This window comes from Pseudoxanthomonas sp. SE1, assembly GCF_029542205.1.
GTDB lineage: Bacteria > Pseudomonadota > Gammaproteobacteria > Xanthomonadales > Xanthomonadaceae > Pseudoxanthomonas_A.
Map to the genome: position 1 here is coordinate 56,416 of NZ_CP113783.1, position 14,748 is coordinate 71,163.

Genomic DNA, 14,748 nt, shown 5'->3' on the forward strand with positions numbered 1-14,748 from the left:
TGTAGCTTCACGGCCAACGGCTGAACATAAACCGTACCGCGCAGTTTGATTATTGTGGCACCCGGCGGCCGCCCGCGCGCACGGTCGTGCGGGATGCTGTGGCCCAAACCGCCACGTTTCCGGCGCCATGCCCGGCATCCGGCACAATGGCGACGACGATGACGACCGACGCCACGCCCGACTTCCGCCTCTATCACTCCAATGCGCTGGAGGTGCTGGCGGGCCTGCTGGCACGGGAGCTGAGCACGCCCGCGCCCGGCGTGCCGCTGCTGGCGCCGGACACCGTGCTGATCCCCCAGGTCGCGATGCGGCGTTGGCTGCAGGCCACGCTGGCCACCGAGCACGGCATCGCCGCGAACCTGGAATTCCTCACCCCCGGCGAGTTCGTCGCACGTGCGCTGGACGCCAATGTGCCTGGCGAGGGCGATGATCTCGATGCCGCGGCGCTGCACTGGCGGCTGTACGCCGCGCTGACCGACCCCGTGCTGCTCGCGCGTCCGGCCATGGCGCAGATCGCCGCCTACCTGGCGGGTACCGCATCGCGCCGGCCCGATCCGCTCAAGCCGTGGGCGCTGGCGGGGGAACTGGCCGACGTGTTCGAGAAGTACCAGGCCTGGCGTCGCGACTGGTTGCTGCGCTGGGAAAGTGGCGCCGATCCGGACGACCCGCAGGCGATCCTGTGGCGCCACGTTGCCGGCGGCCACGACTACCGCGCGCGGCGCATCCAGCGCTATCTCGACCGCTTCGAGGGCGCGGGCCAGCCGTTGCCGCAGGGACTGCCGCCCCGCGTGTTCGCGTTCGCCACGCTCAATGTCTCCCCCGACGTGCTGCGCGTGCTGGCCACGCAGGCGCGCGTGGGCACGCTGCATTTCTATGTCCCTTCGCCGGTGAAGGACTACTGGGGCGACCTGCAACGCCTGCGCGCGGGCACCGAGGACGACACGACCGCCGACGCCCGCCTGCTGCAGGCCTGGGGTGCGGCGGGGCGCGACTTCATGGCGGTGATCGGCGGTTACGAACTGGTGCATCCCAGCCTGGACGTGCGCGGCCATGCCGATCCCGGTGCGGGGGGCGGCACGTTCCAGGGCAGCCTGCTGCGGCGACTGCAGTCGGACCTGTTCCATCGCCGCGCGCAGCCGCCCGAGCTGCTGCCGGCCCTGCGCACAGACGATCCCAGCCTGCAGGTGCACGCCTGCCACACGCGCCTGCGCGAACTGCAGGTGCTGCACGACCAGCTGCGTGCGTTGCTGGAGGACGACCGCTTCGATCCGCCGCTGCAGCCGCGCGAGATCGCGGTGCTGGCGCCGGACATCGACCCGTACGTGCCCTACCTGGAAGCCGTGTTCGGCGCGCCGGGCGATGGCGACCGGTTGCCGTACGCGCTGGCCGACACCAGTCCGCTGGCCGGCGAGCCGTTGGCCGACGTGTTCGTGCGCCTGCTCGGCCTGCCGGTCTCGCGCTTCGGCACCCACGAGATCCTCGATCTGCTCGCCAGTGCGCCCATCGCGGACGCAGCCGGTCTCGATGCCCCCGCCTTCGAGCGCCTGCACGCGTGGCTGCAGGCCGCAGGCGCGCGCTGGGGACTGGACGCGAAGCACCGTGCCGCGCACGATGCGCCCGCCGACGATGCGTACACCTGGCAGTTCGCACTCGACCGCCTGCTGCTGGGCCACGCCAGCGGCGCGCAGGACGACATCGCCGGCGTCGCGCCCTGGCCGGAACTGGAAGGCAGCGCGCTCGACGCGCTCGACATCCTGGTCCGCCTGTTGCGCGTGCTGGCGCGTCACCAGAAATCGCTGGGCGACGCGATCACGCCCGCACAATGGCGCGAACGGCTGCTCGGACTGCTCGCCGCACTGCTGCCGCGCGAACCCGCCCTGCCTGCCCGCCAGCGCGCACTCGACCGCCTGCGCATGCTCATCGACGACTTCGCCGCGCAGGCGGAGAAAGCGGGCTATGCCGACACCGTGCCCGCCGACGTGGTGCGCGCGCACTTCACCACCACGCTTGCCGAAGCCGATACGCGCGCGCCCCTGCTGACCGGCGGCATCAGCTTCGGCCGCATGGTGCCGATGCGGCTGCTGCCGTTCCGCGTGATCTGCGTGCTCGGCATGAACGATGGCGACTATCCGCGCCGCGATCCCGCCGCCGGGCTGAGCAAGCTCACGGCCGAACTCGGCACCGACAAGCGCCGGCATGGCGACCGCTCGCTGCGCGAAGACGACCGCTTCCTGTTCCTGCAACTGTTCGCCGCCGCGCAGGACGTGTTTCTTCTCAGTTATCTCGGTGCCGATCCGCGCGACGGCAGCGCGCGCGAACCGTCGGTGCTGGTCAGTGAGCTCATCGACGCCGCCGCGCAGCAGCATGCCGATCCGGCGTCCGTCGCCAGGGCGCTGGTAGTGCACCACCCGCTGCAGCCGTTCTCGCCGGCGGCGTTCGGTGGCGACGACGATCCGCGCCGCTTCAGCTACCGCCGGCAATGGCATCCCGCCGCCGGCCAGCTGGCGGGGCGACGCTCGCCCCTGCCGCGCTGGTTTCGGGGCGACGCGATGCCGCCACCTGCCGACGCCGGCTCCGCGCTGCCGCTCGACCAGCTGCGCCGCTTCCTGACCGCACCGGCCGAGCAGTTCCTGCGCCAGCGGCTGGGCCTGCGGCTGGAGGGGATCGACGAGACGGGCGACGACGTCGAGCCGTTGCTGCTGCCGGGCCGCGGCCTGGCGCGCAGCGACGTGCAGGCGGCCGTGTTCGCCGGGGTGCTGCAGGGCGACGATGACGCCACGCTGCACGCCGCCCTGCGCGCCCGCGCCCTGCTGCCTTCGGGTCCGCTGGGGCGGCGCACGCTGGCCGCGCTGCGCAGCGAGGTCACGCCGTACGCACGCGCCTTCGCCGAATGGACCGGGGGCAAGTTGCCGGTGACGCAGCGCATCGAGGTGGATATCGACGGCATCGCATTGCACGGCACGCTGGCGGGAATGTATCCGCACGGGCTCGCGCGCGTCCGCATTGGTGCCCCGGGCGGAAGCGCGGCGATCCGCGACGGTCTGGACTGGCTGCTCGCCAGTGCGGCCGGCCTCGCACTGCCCCTGGTTCAGTTCCACGAGGGTGGCAGGAAGCCGGCATCCGGCCATCCGTTCGGTCCCCACCTGCGTCCACCGCTCGCTCCTGGCCAGGCGCGCACGGTGCTCCGGCACCTGCTCTGGTTGCGCGAACAGGGCCTGTGCGAACCGCTGCCGTTCGCGCCTTACAGCGGCTGGGAATTCTTCGCCGCCGCACCCGACATGGAAGTGGGCCTGAAGGAGGCCGCCAAGAAGTGGTACGGAAGCGAACGCAGCTGGAGCGAAGGCAGCGGAGATGCGTTGCGCCTCGCGCTGCGCGGGCGTGATCCGTTCACCGATGACGCAACGCGGTTGCGGTTCGCGGATCTTTCGATGTCGATCTATCTCGCGGTCACGCAGGGAGAGGTCTACACCGGCACCGATCCCGATGCCCTGCGTGCGCTGGCCTCCGTCTTCGACGCGGAGGACGCCGGATGACCGCTGCACGTGATCCCTATCTCGCGCTGCCGCTCGATGGCGTGCAATCCATCGAGGCGTCCGCCGGTACCGGCAAGACCTTCACCCTGGCCACGCTGGTCGTGCGGCTGGTGGTGGAAGGCGGCCTGCGCATCGGCGAAATCCTGGCCGTCACCTTCACCGAGGCCGCCACCCAGGAGCTGCGCGCGCGCATCCGGGCCCGCCTGCTGCTGGCGGCATCGCTGCCCGCCGCCACTGCCGATGAAGGGCCGGAAGCAGCATTGACGCGCGCGCTCCTCGACGCACATCTCGCGCGGAGTGGTGAATCCCCCGCTGCATTGCATCGCCGCCTGCGCGACGCCGCCGACGGCATGGACCTGGCGGCGGTGTTCACCATCCACGGCTTCTGCGCACGGGTGCTGCGCGAACACGCCCTGGAAAGCGGGCACGGTTTCGATGCCCCGCAATTGCTCGCCAACGACGCATCGCTGCGGCAGGAAATCGCCGCGGACCTGTGGCGCGCGCATGGCGTGGACGATGACGGCGCGGACGATCTGCTTGCGCTGTGGAAAGGCGGTCCTGACGCGCTGGCGGCCGACCTGCCCGCGCTGCTGCGCGAGCAGCGGTTGCAGCCGCACGACGTCGATCCGCTACCTGCCGACCCCGCACCCGCCTTGTGCGCCGCGGGCGAAGCACTCGCCGCCGCGTATCGCGCGCACGGGAACGCGTTCCGCGATGCCCTGGTCGCCGCAGTGGAGGGCAAGGTGCTGCATGGCGGAAGCTACAAGGTCGAGTGGATCACCGGGCTGTTCGACGCGCTGCAAGCGTGGGCGGCCGCGGACGATGCCGGCATGCCGTTCGCGCACGACAAGCTGCCGCAGCTGCGCCATGAGGCGCTGCTGCAGAAAACCAGCAAGGCCGGCGCGGGCCGCACCCCGGAATCGCCGCTGACGCATGCCATCGATGCCTACCTGCAGGCGCAGGACCGCGTCGATGCCTACCGCGAAGCGCGCCGCGTCGCCCTGCTGCATCGCCTGCGCGACGATGCCCGGGCAAGGCTGGCGCTGCGCAAACAGCAACTGCGCGTGCAGACCTACGACGACCTGATCGAGGGCGTCGCCGATGCGCTCGAAACGCCGCATGCGGACGCCCTGGTGCAGCGCCTGCGGGCGCAGTACCGCGTCGCGCTGGTCGACGAGTTCCAGGACACCGATCCGCGCCAGTGGCGCATCTTCGACCGCGTGTTCGGTAGCAGGAGTCCGCAGCCGGCGCTGTTCGTCATCGGGGATCCCAAGCAGGCGATCTACGGCTTCCGTGGCGGCGATGTGGAAACCTATCTTGCCGCGCAGGCCGATGCCGTCGCCGCGCCGCCGCTCTCGCACAACTTCCGCTCGCGGCCCTCGGTGCTGCGCGCCATCGAAGCGTTGTACGCACAGGCCGGTGACGCCGCGTTCGTCGATGCGCGGATCCGTTTCCATCCGGTCGCGCCCGGTGGCACACGTCACGATGACGACTTCCAGCGCCATGGCACGGCCGCGCCCGCCCTGACCGTGTGGCAGGCGCCATCGCCGGCGCCCGGACCTGACGGCAAGGTCAAGCCCTGGGATGCAGGTAGTTCGCGCGAGCTGGCCACCGCTGCCTGCGTGGCCGCCATCCACCGCGTGCTGACGGATGCGCGCGCCGGCAACGCGACGATCGGAGGCAAACCCGTGCAGCCCGGCGACATCGCCGTGCTGGTCCGCACGCACCGGGATGCCACCCGCATCCGTGCAGCGCTGGCCGAGGTCGGCATTCCCGCTGTCGCCGCCGGCAAGCTCAGCCTGTTCGCCACGCTGGAAGCGCGCGAACTGCACGCGCTGCTGCGCACATTGATGCACGGCGCGGACGACGGCCATCTGCGCGCCGCGCTGTCCACCGTCCTGCTGGGCGTGGATGCCGCCGGCATCGCCGCACTCGAAACCGACGGCGATGCGATGCGCCGCTGGCAACAGCGCGCGCAGGACTGGCGCGAACGCCTGCAACGCGGCGGCCCGCTGGCGCTGGTCAACGACCTGTGCGCCGAGCACGCCCCGCGCCTGCTCGGCCTGCTCGACGGTGAGCGCAGGCTCACCAACTACCTGCAGACGGCCGAAATGCTGCAGGAAGCCGACGCGCGTACGCTCGGCCTGCCAGGCCTCGTCGACTGGCTGGCCGCTGCCATCGCCGATGCCGGCACCGGCGCCGATGACGACGCGCAGCTGCTGCGGCTGGAATCCGACGCGCACCGCGTGCAGGTGGTGACGCTGCACAAGAGCAAGGGCCTGGAGTACCCGCTGGTGTTCCTGCCGTATGCCGGCATCGGCGGAAAGGCGCCCGATCCCGGCCAGCGCGTGGTCGTCACCGACGCGGACGGCCGCGTGCTGCACTGGAGGCTGCAGGACGAAGTCTCCGGTTGGAGCGCGGCCAGGGCGCAATGGAGCGAGGCGCAGCGCGCCGAAGACGCGCGCCTGCTGTACGTCGGCCTGACCCGCGCCTGCCACGCGCTGTGGCTGGCAACGGGCGCCTTCTACCAGCACGCGCAGTCGCCGCTGTGGGCGATGGTGCGCGATGCCGACGCCCTGCTGGCGCACGACCCGGGCATCCGCATCGATCCCGCGGCGCCGCCCGCCGAACTGCCGTGGTTGCCGCCCGTGGCCGAGGGCGCGGTGCCGCCCGCCCGCATCGCCCGGCGTTCCATCGCGCCCGATTGGTGGGTCTACAGCTTCACTCAGCTTGCGCATGCCGATGCGGGCCACGCCGTCGATGCCGCCTCCACCGAGGCCGATGGCGCGGCCGCGGACGAACCGGTGCAGCCGCCCGATGACGCAGACGTATCCCCCGACATCACCGCCGACACGTACGCCCCGCGCTTCAGCGGCAGCCGTTTCGGCAACGTGCTGCATGCGGCGCTCGAAGACGCCCGCTTCAGCGCATGGGCGCAGTGGCAGGCGGGGGATGCGGCGCCGGAAGGAGAACATGTCGCCCTGCTCGCCGCGCTGCGCAGGGAAGGCTACGCCCAGGACGACCTGGCCGACGGCATCGCCCTGCTCACCTCGCTGGTCGGGCGCACGCTGACCGTCGCGCTGCCCGAGGGTGGCGCACTGCACGCGCTGGGCGAATACGAGCGGCGTGCCGAAATCGAATTCCACTTCGCCCTCGCGTCCACCGCCGTACCGGCGTTGCTGGCACTGCTGCACGCACATGGCGTGGTGCGCGCCCGCCAGGGCTTCGGCCTGCGCACGCGGCTGGAAGGGTTGATGACCGGCAAGATCGACCTGACCTACGTGCGCGACGGGCGCTGGTACGTGCTCGACTACAAGTCGAACCGCCTGCCGCGCTACGACGCGCCCGCACTGGCCGCCGCGATGGCGCACAGCGAGTACGACCTGCAGGCCCTGGTCTACACCGTCGCACTCCATCGCTGGCTGCGTTTCCGCCTGGGCGACGGCTACGACTACGCGCGCGATTTTGGCGGCATCCGCTACGTGTTCTGCCGCGGGCTCGAACCGGCGCGCGATGCGTCGCTCGGTGTGCATGCGCAGCGCTTCGCGCCGGAACTGGTGCATGCACTCGACGCCCTGTTCGCCGGCCACGGGCGGGAGGCGGCCGCATGAGCCCGCTCGATGCCCTGTTCCGCAACGGCCACCTGCGCACTCTGGACCACGCCCTCGCCCAGAGCCTGCGCCGGCTGGATGCGGCCACGCCCGACATCGTGCTCGCCGCCGCCGCGCTGGCGTCGCTCGCCGTCGCCAAGGGCCACGCCGGACTCTCGCTGCGCGAGCCGCAGGCACTGCTCGACGCCGAAGCCCCCATCGACTGGCCATCCGCCGACGCGTGGCGCGCATGTCTTGCCGCCTCGCGCTGGGCGGCCACGCCGGGCGATGCCGATGCGGTCGCCGACCCGCACGCGCCGCTGGTGCTGGAACACGACCTGCTCTACCTGCGCCGCTATCGCGAGTACGAACGCGCGCTCGCGCTCGGCCTGCAACGCCTCGCTGCGCACCCGGTGCCGGCAACCGGCGTCGATGCGCTCGCGCCATTGTTCGCGCAGCTCTTTCCGCCGGCCGCGCACGATGCCCGCCAGGCGCGTGCCGCCGCGCTCGCGCTGTGCCATGCCCTGCTGCTGGTCACCGGCGGTCCCGGTACCGGCAAGACCACCACCACCGCGCGCCTGCTGGTGCTGCTGGCCGCACAGGCGCAACACGCAGGCCGCGCCGCGCCGCGCATCGCCTTGGCCGCGCCTACCGGCCGCGCCGCCGAGCGCATGGCCGAAAGCGTCCGCCATGCGGTACACACGTTGGCGGCGCAGGGCGTGGACGCCGACCTGCTCGCAACGCTGCCCACCACGGGCACCACCCTGCATCGGTTGCTCGGCACGATTCCGGATTCGCCCCGCTTCCGCCATCACGCCGACAATCCCCTGCCATTCGACGTGGTGGTCGTCGACGAAGCTTCGATGATCGACCTGCCACTGATGGCCAAGCTGGTGGACGCCGTGGCCGATGGCACGCGCCTGGTGCTGCTGGGCGATCCGGACCAGTTGCCGTCGGTGGAAGCAGGCGACGTGCTCGCCGCCATCCTGAGCGCGGCAGGGGATGGCAACGACATCGACATGCAGGATGCCGGGGCGCTCCGCCCGCTGCTCGGCGATGTTCCGCGCACTGATCACCATGCCGGCGGGGATCATCGACAGGGCCGCTTCGCCGGCATCCGCGTGCACCTGCAGCGCGGCTGGCGCCAGAGCGAAGCCCTGCAGCTGGCACCGCTGGCCGCTGCCGTGCGCGAAGGCGATGTCCCCACCACGCTCTCGCTGCTGCGCAGCGACACGCTGGCCGGCGTGCAGTTCCACGAAGAACTGGCCGATCCGCTCGACATGCAGCGCGAAGACCTGCTGTCGCACTGGCGCGCGCTGGGTGAAGCCGCCACGCCCACCGACGCACTGGCGCTGTCCGCACGCCTGCGCATCCTCACCGCCGTGCGTGAAGGCCCGCAGGGCGCGCGCACGTTGAATACCCGGATCGAGCGACTGCTGGTGGACGGCGGCGCCGGCCTGCAGCGCGCCGGGCAGGGACACTTCCACGGCCAGCTGGTCATCGTCACCGAGAACAGCTATCGCCACCGTCTGTTCAACGGCGACATCGGGCTGTGCTTCCGCGATGCGCAAGGCGTGCTGCTGGCCTGGTTCCCGGGCGACACACCCGCGCAGCCGCGCGCGTTCCACCCCGCATCGCTGCCCGCGCACGAGTCCGCATTCGCCATGACCGTGCACAAGGCGCAGGGCAGCGAATTCGACGCGGTCTGGCTGCTGCTGCCCGCACGCGGCAACCGCGTGCTGTCGCGCGAACTGGTCTACACCGGCATCACCCGCGCCCGCCGCGAACTGCACATCGCCGGCAACGAAGCGGTGATCCGCGACGCACTGTCGCGGCATGCGGGCCGGTGGTCGGGGCTGGGGTGGCGGTTGGCGCGCCCACGCATCGCGTCGTGACACCGCAGTGCCATGCAATCGCATCGCACGCACGTCGCAAAGCATGAACACGGGTTTGCGGTCACGCCCCCAAGGGCGTATACCTGTCATGGCTGACTGGCAGTCTCCTCCGCCGCCTCCCGCGGGCCGATTTCTCTCCCTCTCGGCTTACCGAACGCGACTGAGCGCGTGCCGAGGAGGTGCGTATGACGAATCAGCAAGTCCAGGTCTTCATTCTCCATCTGGGGTCGCAACAATCCATCGGTCCCGGCGATCTGCGGGTCATGTGGGCCACGGCATGCGAGTCGCTGGATATCGCGGTGTCGCGGCGCGAGCTTGGCCACGGCCACAACACCGGTCGCCCGTGCTTCAGTCTGTGGGCGGGCCGCCAATTCCATCGCGCACCGGCCGAAAGGCGGATGCGCGCCCTGCTTGAAGCGCGTGGTTTCCTGTTCACGCTTACGCATACCGCCCTGTAGGAGGGTGCATGGCTTTTGATGTCGGGATCGGCAAGTGCCGGTCGGTATCGTCGGATTCGGTGGAAGTCTGGGTCGACGGTTCCATCGTCCGCCGGCTGGTGCCGGAGACCAAGTGGCAGCGTGATGGCATCAGCGTCCTGCATGTGCCGTCGAAGCTGTGCAGTGCCCGCCATCCGTTGACGGTGGGCGAGGAGGTGTTCCTGGACACCGGCCTGATCAACGCCAACAGCATGGGCAAGCTGGATGTGGCCGGCGGCGGCGAGTTCGCCAAGGCGCGGCTGTCGATGCTGGTGCCCACCATCGACCCCACCCCCACGCCCCCCCAGCCCTCGCGCAAGGCGAGCTGGCGCTGAGAAGCTCCCGCGCGTGCCTTGGCACGCGCCGTCAGATGGTGGTTGTGCCCTCCCGATGACCGAAGCGGCCCCACGCGGGCCGACGAATGGCGCGTGCCCGGCTTCGGGGTTCGCACGCTCAGGCCAACCTATCGCGCTGGCGGCATGGTTTCCCGGTGACGACCCCACCCAGCCTTGCGCCTACCATCCGACGGTGCTATCGGCACACGAGTCGGCGTCCGCCATGACGGTGCACAAGGCACAGGCCTGAATTCGACGCGGTCTGGCTGCTGCTGCCCGCTCGCGGCAACCGCTTGCTGTCGCGGGAACTGGCCTACAACGGCATAACCCGCGCGCGGCGGGAGTGGCATATGGTCGGCAGCGAGGCGGTGATCCGCGAGGCGTTGGCGTGGCTTGTGAGCAGGTGGTTGGGGTGGAGGTTGGGATCGACAAAAACCGTTACTCTGATCACCTGCCGTGATGATCTGAACAAAGAGAGCGTTGCCTCATGTTGACAGCCATTTCCTTGGAAAACTTCAAGAGTTACCGGCAAGCATGTTTGCGCCTGGCGCCGCTTACTGTCTTGATCGGCGCGAATGCTTCGGGAAAAAGTAATGCCATCGAAGGCATGAGGCTTTTATCGTGGCTGGCTCAAGGGCAGAGACTATCGGCAATCCAATACGCCGTGCAGAGTGGCGATAGAGTAGTTCGCGGAACAATCGAACATCTTTCATTCGAGAAGTGCGACTCTTTCGGCTTGGGGGCTGAGACCGATGAGGTTGAATGGAATCGCCTTTCAATGACGATTGCTCGACGCACTGATGGGCTGCATATCGTCGCAGAGACACTGACGCACCCGGGAGCGACAGTTCCACTTTACACGCTAGATCAGCCCTCGCATGACCGTGGCACCGATGCTGGGGTGGCATACAACAACTTCTCCAAGGGCCGCAACAAGCCACGAGTGACCTGCTCCGATCAAGCTGCCATCTTCACGCAGCTGACGAGCCCCGCGACATTCGATACCGCACACAAAGCGTCTCGTGATCGAATTCCCCCCGTCATGAAGCGGATGGAGCAGTGGCTGTCAGCCATGCTCTTCCTAGATCCTGTTCCCGCTCGAATGCGGGAGTATGCATTTCCTTCCGATAGCGTATTGCAAGGCGACGGCAGCAACCTGTCTGCTGTTCTATATAACTTGTGGGGTGCAGATCGCGACAAGAAAATAGAGGGCCTACGAGGTTACGAGGATTCATACAGAGCGCAGCGTCAGGCAATCTTGTCGTTTATCCAAAGTCTTCCAGAGCAAGATATTTCCGGGATCTCATTCTTGGAGGAACCGAGAGGTGGTGTAATGCTTAAGCTTACGGAGACTTTTGGTGGGGAAGCTCGAGAGTACGATGCTTCTTTGCTATCCGATGGAACGCTTCGCGTACTTTCTATTGCTGCTGCGATGCTCTCTGCTCCGCAAGGGAGTCTCGTCGTAATTGAAGAGATTGACAACGGCGTGCATCCAAGTCGAGCACGTCATCTTCTAGCCAATATCAAGAGCATTGCGGAGCAGCGCGGGATCCGTGTAATGCTGTCCACCCACAATCCTGCGCTACTGGATGCTTTGCCTGATTCAGCGCTGCCGGATGTTCTTTTTTGTTATCGCGATCCGAAGCAAGGAAACAGCCGGGTGGTGCGACTACAGGACATAGAGGACTATCCCGAGCTGATCGCACAAGACTCGCTTGGCGGGCTAGTTACCAGCGGAACGCTAGAGCGCTTTGTAAAACAGCCCCAGGCAAAGGATCGACAAGCGCGCGCACTTGAGTGGTTGGAGACTATGAAGGGTGAGATGAAGCAGTGAGCGCCATTGTCCTTCTCGATACCTCGGTATATTTGAATGTCTTAGATGTTCCTGGCTTCAATCAGGAAAGGGACGAGGTGCTTGCTAGTTTCCAGATAGCAATTCTCGAAGAAGATTATTTCTTGCTACCCTTGGCCGCTGTATGGGAAACAGGAAATCACATCTCGCGACTGTCGGACGCGGGGAGACGGCGCCAGTACGGCAGCATTCTTTTTGATGATGTGAACAAAGCCTTTAATGGTTACGTGCCATACAAAGCCACACACTTTCCAGAAAGAGTTGAATTCCTAAGCTGGCTAAAGGAATTCCCTAATTACGTTATGAGAAATAAGTCGCCCGAGAAAACAACAGAGGGAACAAGCTTGGGTGATCTCTCTATAATCAAAGAGTGGGAGCGAAGCTGTACGTTACATCCAATGACTCGGGTCCGAATCTGGTCATTGGATGCGGACTTGGCTGGCTATGATCGAAAGATTTAGAAAAGCGCATAGGTTTTGAGGGAGCGCAGCGAACCCTAACAACGCGTCCATTGAGTTGTCCTGATGTTGGGGTTCGCAGGCTCACCCCACCTATCGCGCTGACACGCCACTGCCTCAGACAGCAGAAGGCCCCGCAACGCGGGGCCTTTCTTTTGCGGCAGTACCACCACGTGGCCGGCGATACCGGACACGCCTCACTCCCCGCCAGGCCGTTTCCCCGTGACCGACCACTGCGTCAACGTGCGGAACGCCTCGCCAATCTGCTCCGGGGAAAACCCGCAATGCCCCTCGCCTGCGTCGGGCAGCGTTAGTGGTGCGATGACGTCCCCGCCCGCGCGTACGAGGGCCGCATAAAGGGGCTGCAGACGCGGCGCGATGGTCGGGTCACCGGTGTTGTACTGGATCACCAGCGGCTTGCGCACCTGCCCGGTGAGTGCCGGTGCGGTGGCTGCATAGGCCATCGCCGCCGCATCGCCCGCATGGCGTGGCACCGCTGCATTGAACACCGCGTTGTCGCCGAACCCCGTGTACACCGTGCGCGTGTTGTCCACCGGCAGCCCACCCGCGCGGCGGCGCATGTCGTTGAATACGAGGGCATGCAGGCTGACGATGCCGGGCACCGCGTCGACAGGTACCTCCATGTGCTTGGCCAGCAACGCGGCGGCGTCCGGGTTGCCGGGCAACGCGCCGGTCACCGCGTTCATCACGTCCATCTGCCCGAGCTCCGCCGCGGCAGGGCCGGACAGCCCACCGTCGGGTACGCCCGTGGCTCCGGGGAAGAACGCGTCGAACGCCACCAGCGTGGTGAACAACTCTTCCGCCAACCGTGCGCCCGGCACGTTGGCGCCGCACAGCGACAGCGCACCGTCGTACTGCGCCGGCTGCTGTTCAATACTGGCCACCGCGATGCCGCCGCCCATCGAGAAACCCACCAGCCACGTGCGGCGCGGCGCGCCATGGCGTTCGACGAAGTGCGCGCGCAGGCGCTGCGTATCGTCGATGCCATCGCGCATTGCCCAGCCCTGCGTCGCGAACCCGCTCTGCGCCACCGCGTATCCCTTCGACAGGAACACCGGCGTGGCCTCGTTGGCCGGCCACGGCGACGCGCGCGGCACGCCGACCGGCTCGAAGCCGTGCACCAGCATGACCAGCTCGCCATTCCAGTCGGCGGGAATGTCGATGCGGTACGGTGCGGCGGCCAACGTGCCGGTGTCTTCCACCGGCGCCACCACCGCCGTGGAAGCATCCGCGGCGTGTGCCGGCGGCAACGCCAGCAGCAACGCGATCGGCAGGCAGGTGAGCAGGCGGTGCAGGCGCATGGCGGAATTCCTTATCAAAGCGATGCGGCCCACGCCGTCACCACATCAGGTCGTCGGGCACCTGGAACTGCGCGTAGTACGCATCGTCCTCGGAGGTGGCGGCCCCGGTGTCGGTGCCCTGGCCATGGTCCAGCACGATCATGCCGGCATCGCGTTCGCGCACCTTGTCGGCGGCCACGCGTGGCAGCAGTTCGTAGCGGTCGTCCAGCTGCACGATCACCAGCGCGCCGGAAGAGAGCTTCCTGCGCAGGTCGTCGTTGACCAGCACGGTGCGGATGGCACCGTGCACAGTGAAGCGGTATTCGACTTCACCCGTGCGCGGCACCTTGCGGTCTTCGATGATCTGCCGCGCCTGTGCACGCAGTTCCGCACTGCGCGCCTGCGCCTTGCGCTCGGCTTCGATGGCGCGGTCGCGTTCGGCTTTCTCGACGCGCGCCCGTTCCGCATCGCGCTGGATGTCGTTGGGTGTAGCCGGTCCCTTGCCGTGTCGCGCCTTGTTCTGCTCGCGCGCGACCTCGGCCAGTTTCGACTTCTTGACCAGGCCTGCCTTGAGCAGCTGTTCCTGTAGCGGATTTCCCTTTGCCATGTCGTGGTGTCGTGCAGGAGGTTTCCGGGCCATCATACCCGCCGTCCCCGCCCGCCACCTGCCGTCCTCGCCCACGATGGATGCCCTGAAATACCTCGCCGGCTACCCCACCGACCTGCAGGCGCGCGTGCGTGCGCTGATCGCGCAGGAGCGCCTGGGTCCGATGCTGGCCGACAAGTACGGCCAACTGCATACGGTGCGCAGCGACGGCCAGTTGTACGACTACGTGCAGGCGCTGAAGGAACGCCACCTGCGACGCTCGGTGCCGCTGGGCAAGGTGGCCTACGACAGCACGCTGCAGGTGATGAAGCACGCGCTGGGAACCCACACCGCGATCTCGCGCGTGCACGGCAGCCGGCTGAAGGCCAGCCGCGAGATCCGCATTGCCACTGTCTTCCGCGACGCCCCCGCGGAGTTCCTGAAGATGATCGTGGTGCACGAACTGGCGCACCTGAAGGAAGCCGAGCACAACAAGGCCTTCTACCAATTGTGCACGCACATGGAACCCGACTACCACCAGCTGGAGTTCGACCTGCGCCTCTACCTGACGCATCTTGAGATGGGCGCAGGCAGGTAGACCGGTTAGACGCAGCGCGCCCAGGGCATGAAGAGGGGGCCTGCTGTCCCCAGCGCCTCTCCCTCGCACCGCATGCGGAGAGCGCAACTGTCCTGCTGCGACGCTCCGCATTTGCAGGGCCCGC

General features: G+C 67.9%; 10 protein-coding genes and 1 pseudogene. 9 read left to right on the forward strand and 2 right to left on the reverse strand.

Annotation, left to right across the window (positions count from 1 at the left end):
* The first annotated feature begins 158 nt into the window (after positions 1-158).
* The 8 genes and pseudogenes from recC to OY559_RS00320 all read left to right on the forward strand — a co-directional run bounded on the left by recC (position 159) and on the right by OY559_RS00320 (position 12,142).
* Complete coding sequence (gene recC / locus OY559_RS00285; RefSeq protein WP_277728068.1) at positions 159-3,533, forward strand: exodeoxyribonuclease V subunit gamma; 3,375 nt, start codon at positions 159-161, stop codon at positions 3,531-3,533.
* Positions 3,530-7,144, forward strand: coding sequence for a UvrD-helicase domain-containing protein (locus OY559_RS00290; RefSeq protein ID WP_277728069.1), 3,615 nt, complete (start codon positions 3,530-3,532; stop codon positions 7,142-7,144). Before recC ends, OY559_RS00290 begins: the two co-directional genes overlap by 4 nt.
* Positions 7,141-9,018, forward strand: coding sequence for an exodeoxyribonuclease V subunit alpha (gene recD, locus OY559_RS00295; protein ID WP_277728071.1), 1,878 nt, complete (start codon positions 7,141-7,143; stop codon positions 9,016-9,018). The genes OY559_RS00290 and recD overlap by 4 nt, the downstream gene beginning before the upstream one ends.
* A 185-nt stretch (positions 9,019-9,203) precedes the next feature.
* Positions 9,204-9,476: a hypothetical protein gene (locus tag OY559_RS00300; RefSeq protein WP_142122901.1), complete on the forward strand. Its 273-nt coding sequence runs from the start codon at positions 9,204-9,206 to the stop codon at positions 9,474-9,476.
* Between the two features lie 8 nt (positions 9,477-9,484).
* Positions 9,485-9,829, forward strand: coding sequence for a hypothetical protein (locus tag OY559_RS00305; protein WP_277728072.1), 345 nt, complete (start codon positions 9,485-9,487; stop codon positions 9,827-9,829).
* 181 nt (positions 9,830-10,010) lie between these two features.
* A pseudogene (locus tag OY559_RS00310) lies at positions 10,011-10,323 on the forward strand (ATP-binding domain-containing protein); the annotation flags it as partial.
* A complete protein-coding gene (locus OY559_RS00315) occupies positions 10,317-11,663 on the forward strand; it encodes an AAA family ATPase (protein ID WP_277728073.1) in 1,347 nt (448 codons plus the stop codon). The pseudogene OY559_RS00310 and the gene OY559_RS00315, both read left to right, overlap by 7 nt.
* On the forward strand, positions 11,660-12,142 hold the full coding sequence (locus OY559_RS00320) for a hypothetical protein (protein ID WP_277728074.1): 483 nt from the start codon (positions 11,660-11,662) through the stop codon (positions 12,140-12,142). Before OY559_RS00315 ends, OY559_RS00320 begins: the two co-directional genes overlap by 4 nt.
* Before the next feature lie 194 nt (positions 12,143-12,336).
* Here the strand turns inward: OY559_RS00320 and OY559_RS00325 are convergent, their stop codons facing one another.
* Together OY559_RS00325 and OY559_RS00330 are read right to left on the reverse strand one after the other, a co-directional pair.
* On the reverse strand, positions 12,337-13,461 hold the full coding sequence (locus OY559_RS00325; RefSeq protein ID WP_277728075.1) for an alpha/beta hydrolase family protein: 1,125 nt from the start codon (positions 13,459-13,461) through the stop codon (positions 12,337-12,339).
* A 37-nt stretch (positions 13,462-13,498) separates the two neighbouring features.
* Positions 13,499-14,047 (reverse strand): DUF2058 domain-containing protein, encoded by a 549-nt coding sequence (locus tag OY559_RS00330; protein WP_277728076.1) that lies wholly within the window; start codon positions 14,045-14,047, stop codon positions 13,499-13,501.
* Positions 14,048-14,123: 76 nt separating this feature from the next.
* Between OY559_RS00330 and OY559_RS00335 the strand changes: the two genes are divergently transcribed.
* Positions 14,124-14,624 carry a M48 metallopeptidase family protein gene (locus OY559_RS00335; RefSeq protein WP_277728077.1) on the forward strand — a complete coding sequence of 167 codons (501 nt, stop codon included), beginning with the start codon at positions 14,124-14,126 and terminating at the stop codon, positions 14,622-14,624.
* Positions 14,625-14,748: the final 124 nt, after the last annotated feature.

What these genes read in the sequence shown, in the direction of transcription:
- OY559_RS00330 (WP_277728076.1), bottom strand. Translation starts at nt 14,047, where the DNA reads ATGGCAAAGGGAAATCCGCTACAGGAACAGCTGCTCAAGGCAGGCCTG.
- OY559_RS00305 (WP_277728072.1), top strand. Translation starts at nt 9,485, where the DNA reads ATGGCTTTTGATGTCGGGATCGGCAAGTGCCGGTCGGTATCGTCGGAT.
- OY559_RS00290 (WP_277728069.1), top strand. Translation starts at nt 3,530, where the DNA reads ATGACCGCTGCACGTGATCCCTATCTCGCGCTGCCGCTCGATGGCGTG.
- OY559_RS00335 (WP_277728077.1), top strand. Translation starts at nt 14,124, where the DNA reads ATGGATGCCCTGAAATACCTCGCCGGCTACCCCACCGACCTGCAGGCG.
- OY559_RS00325 (WP_277728075.1), bottom strand. Translation starts at nt 13,461, where the DNA reads ATGCGCCTGCACCGCCTGCTCACCTGCCTGCCGATCGCGTTGCTGCTG.
- OY559_RS00315 (WP_277728073.1), top strand. Translation starts at nt 10,317, where the DNA reads ATGTTGACAGCCATTTCCTTGGAAAACTTCAAGAGTTACCGGCAAGCA.
- recC (WP_277728068.1), top strand. Translation starts at nt 159, where the DNA reads ATGACGACCGACGCCACGCCCGACTTCCGCCTCTATCACTCCAATGCG.
- OY559_RS00300 (WP_142122901.1), top strand. Translation starts at nt 9,204, where the DNA reads ATGACGAATCAGCAAGTCCAGGTCTTCATTCTCCATCTGGGGTCGCAA.
- recD (WP_277728071.1), top strand. Translation starts at nt 7,141, where the DNA reads ATGAGCCCGCTCGATGCCCTGTTCCGCAACGGCCACCTGCGCACTCTG.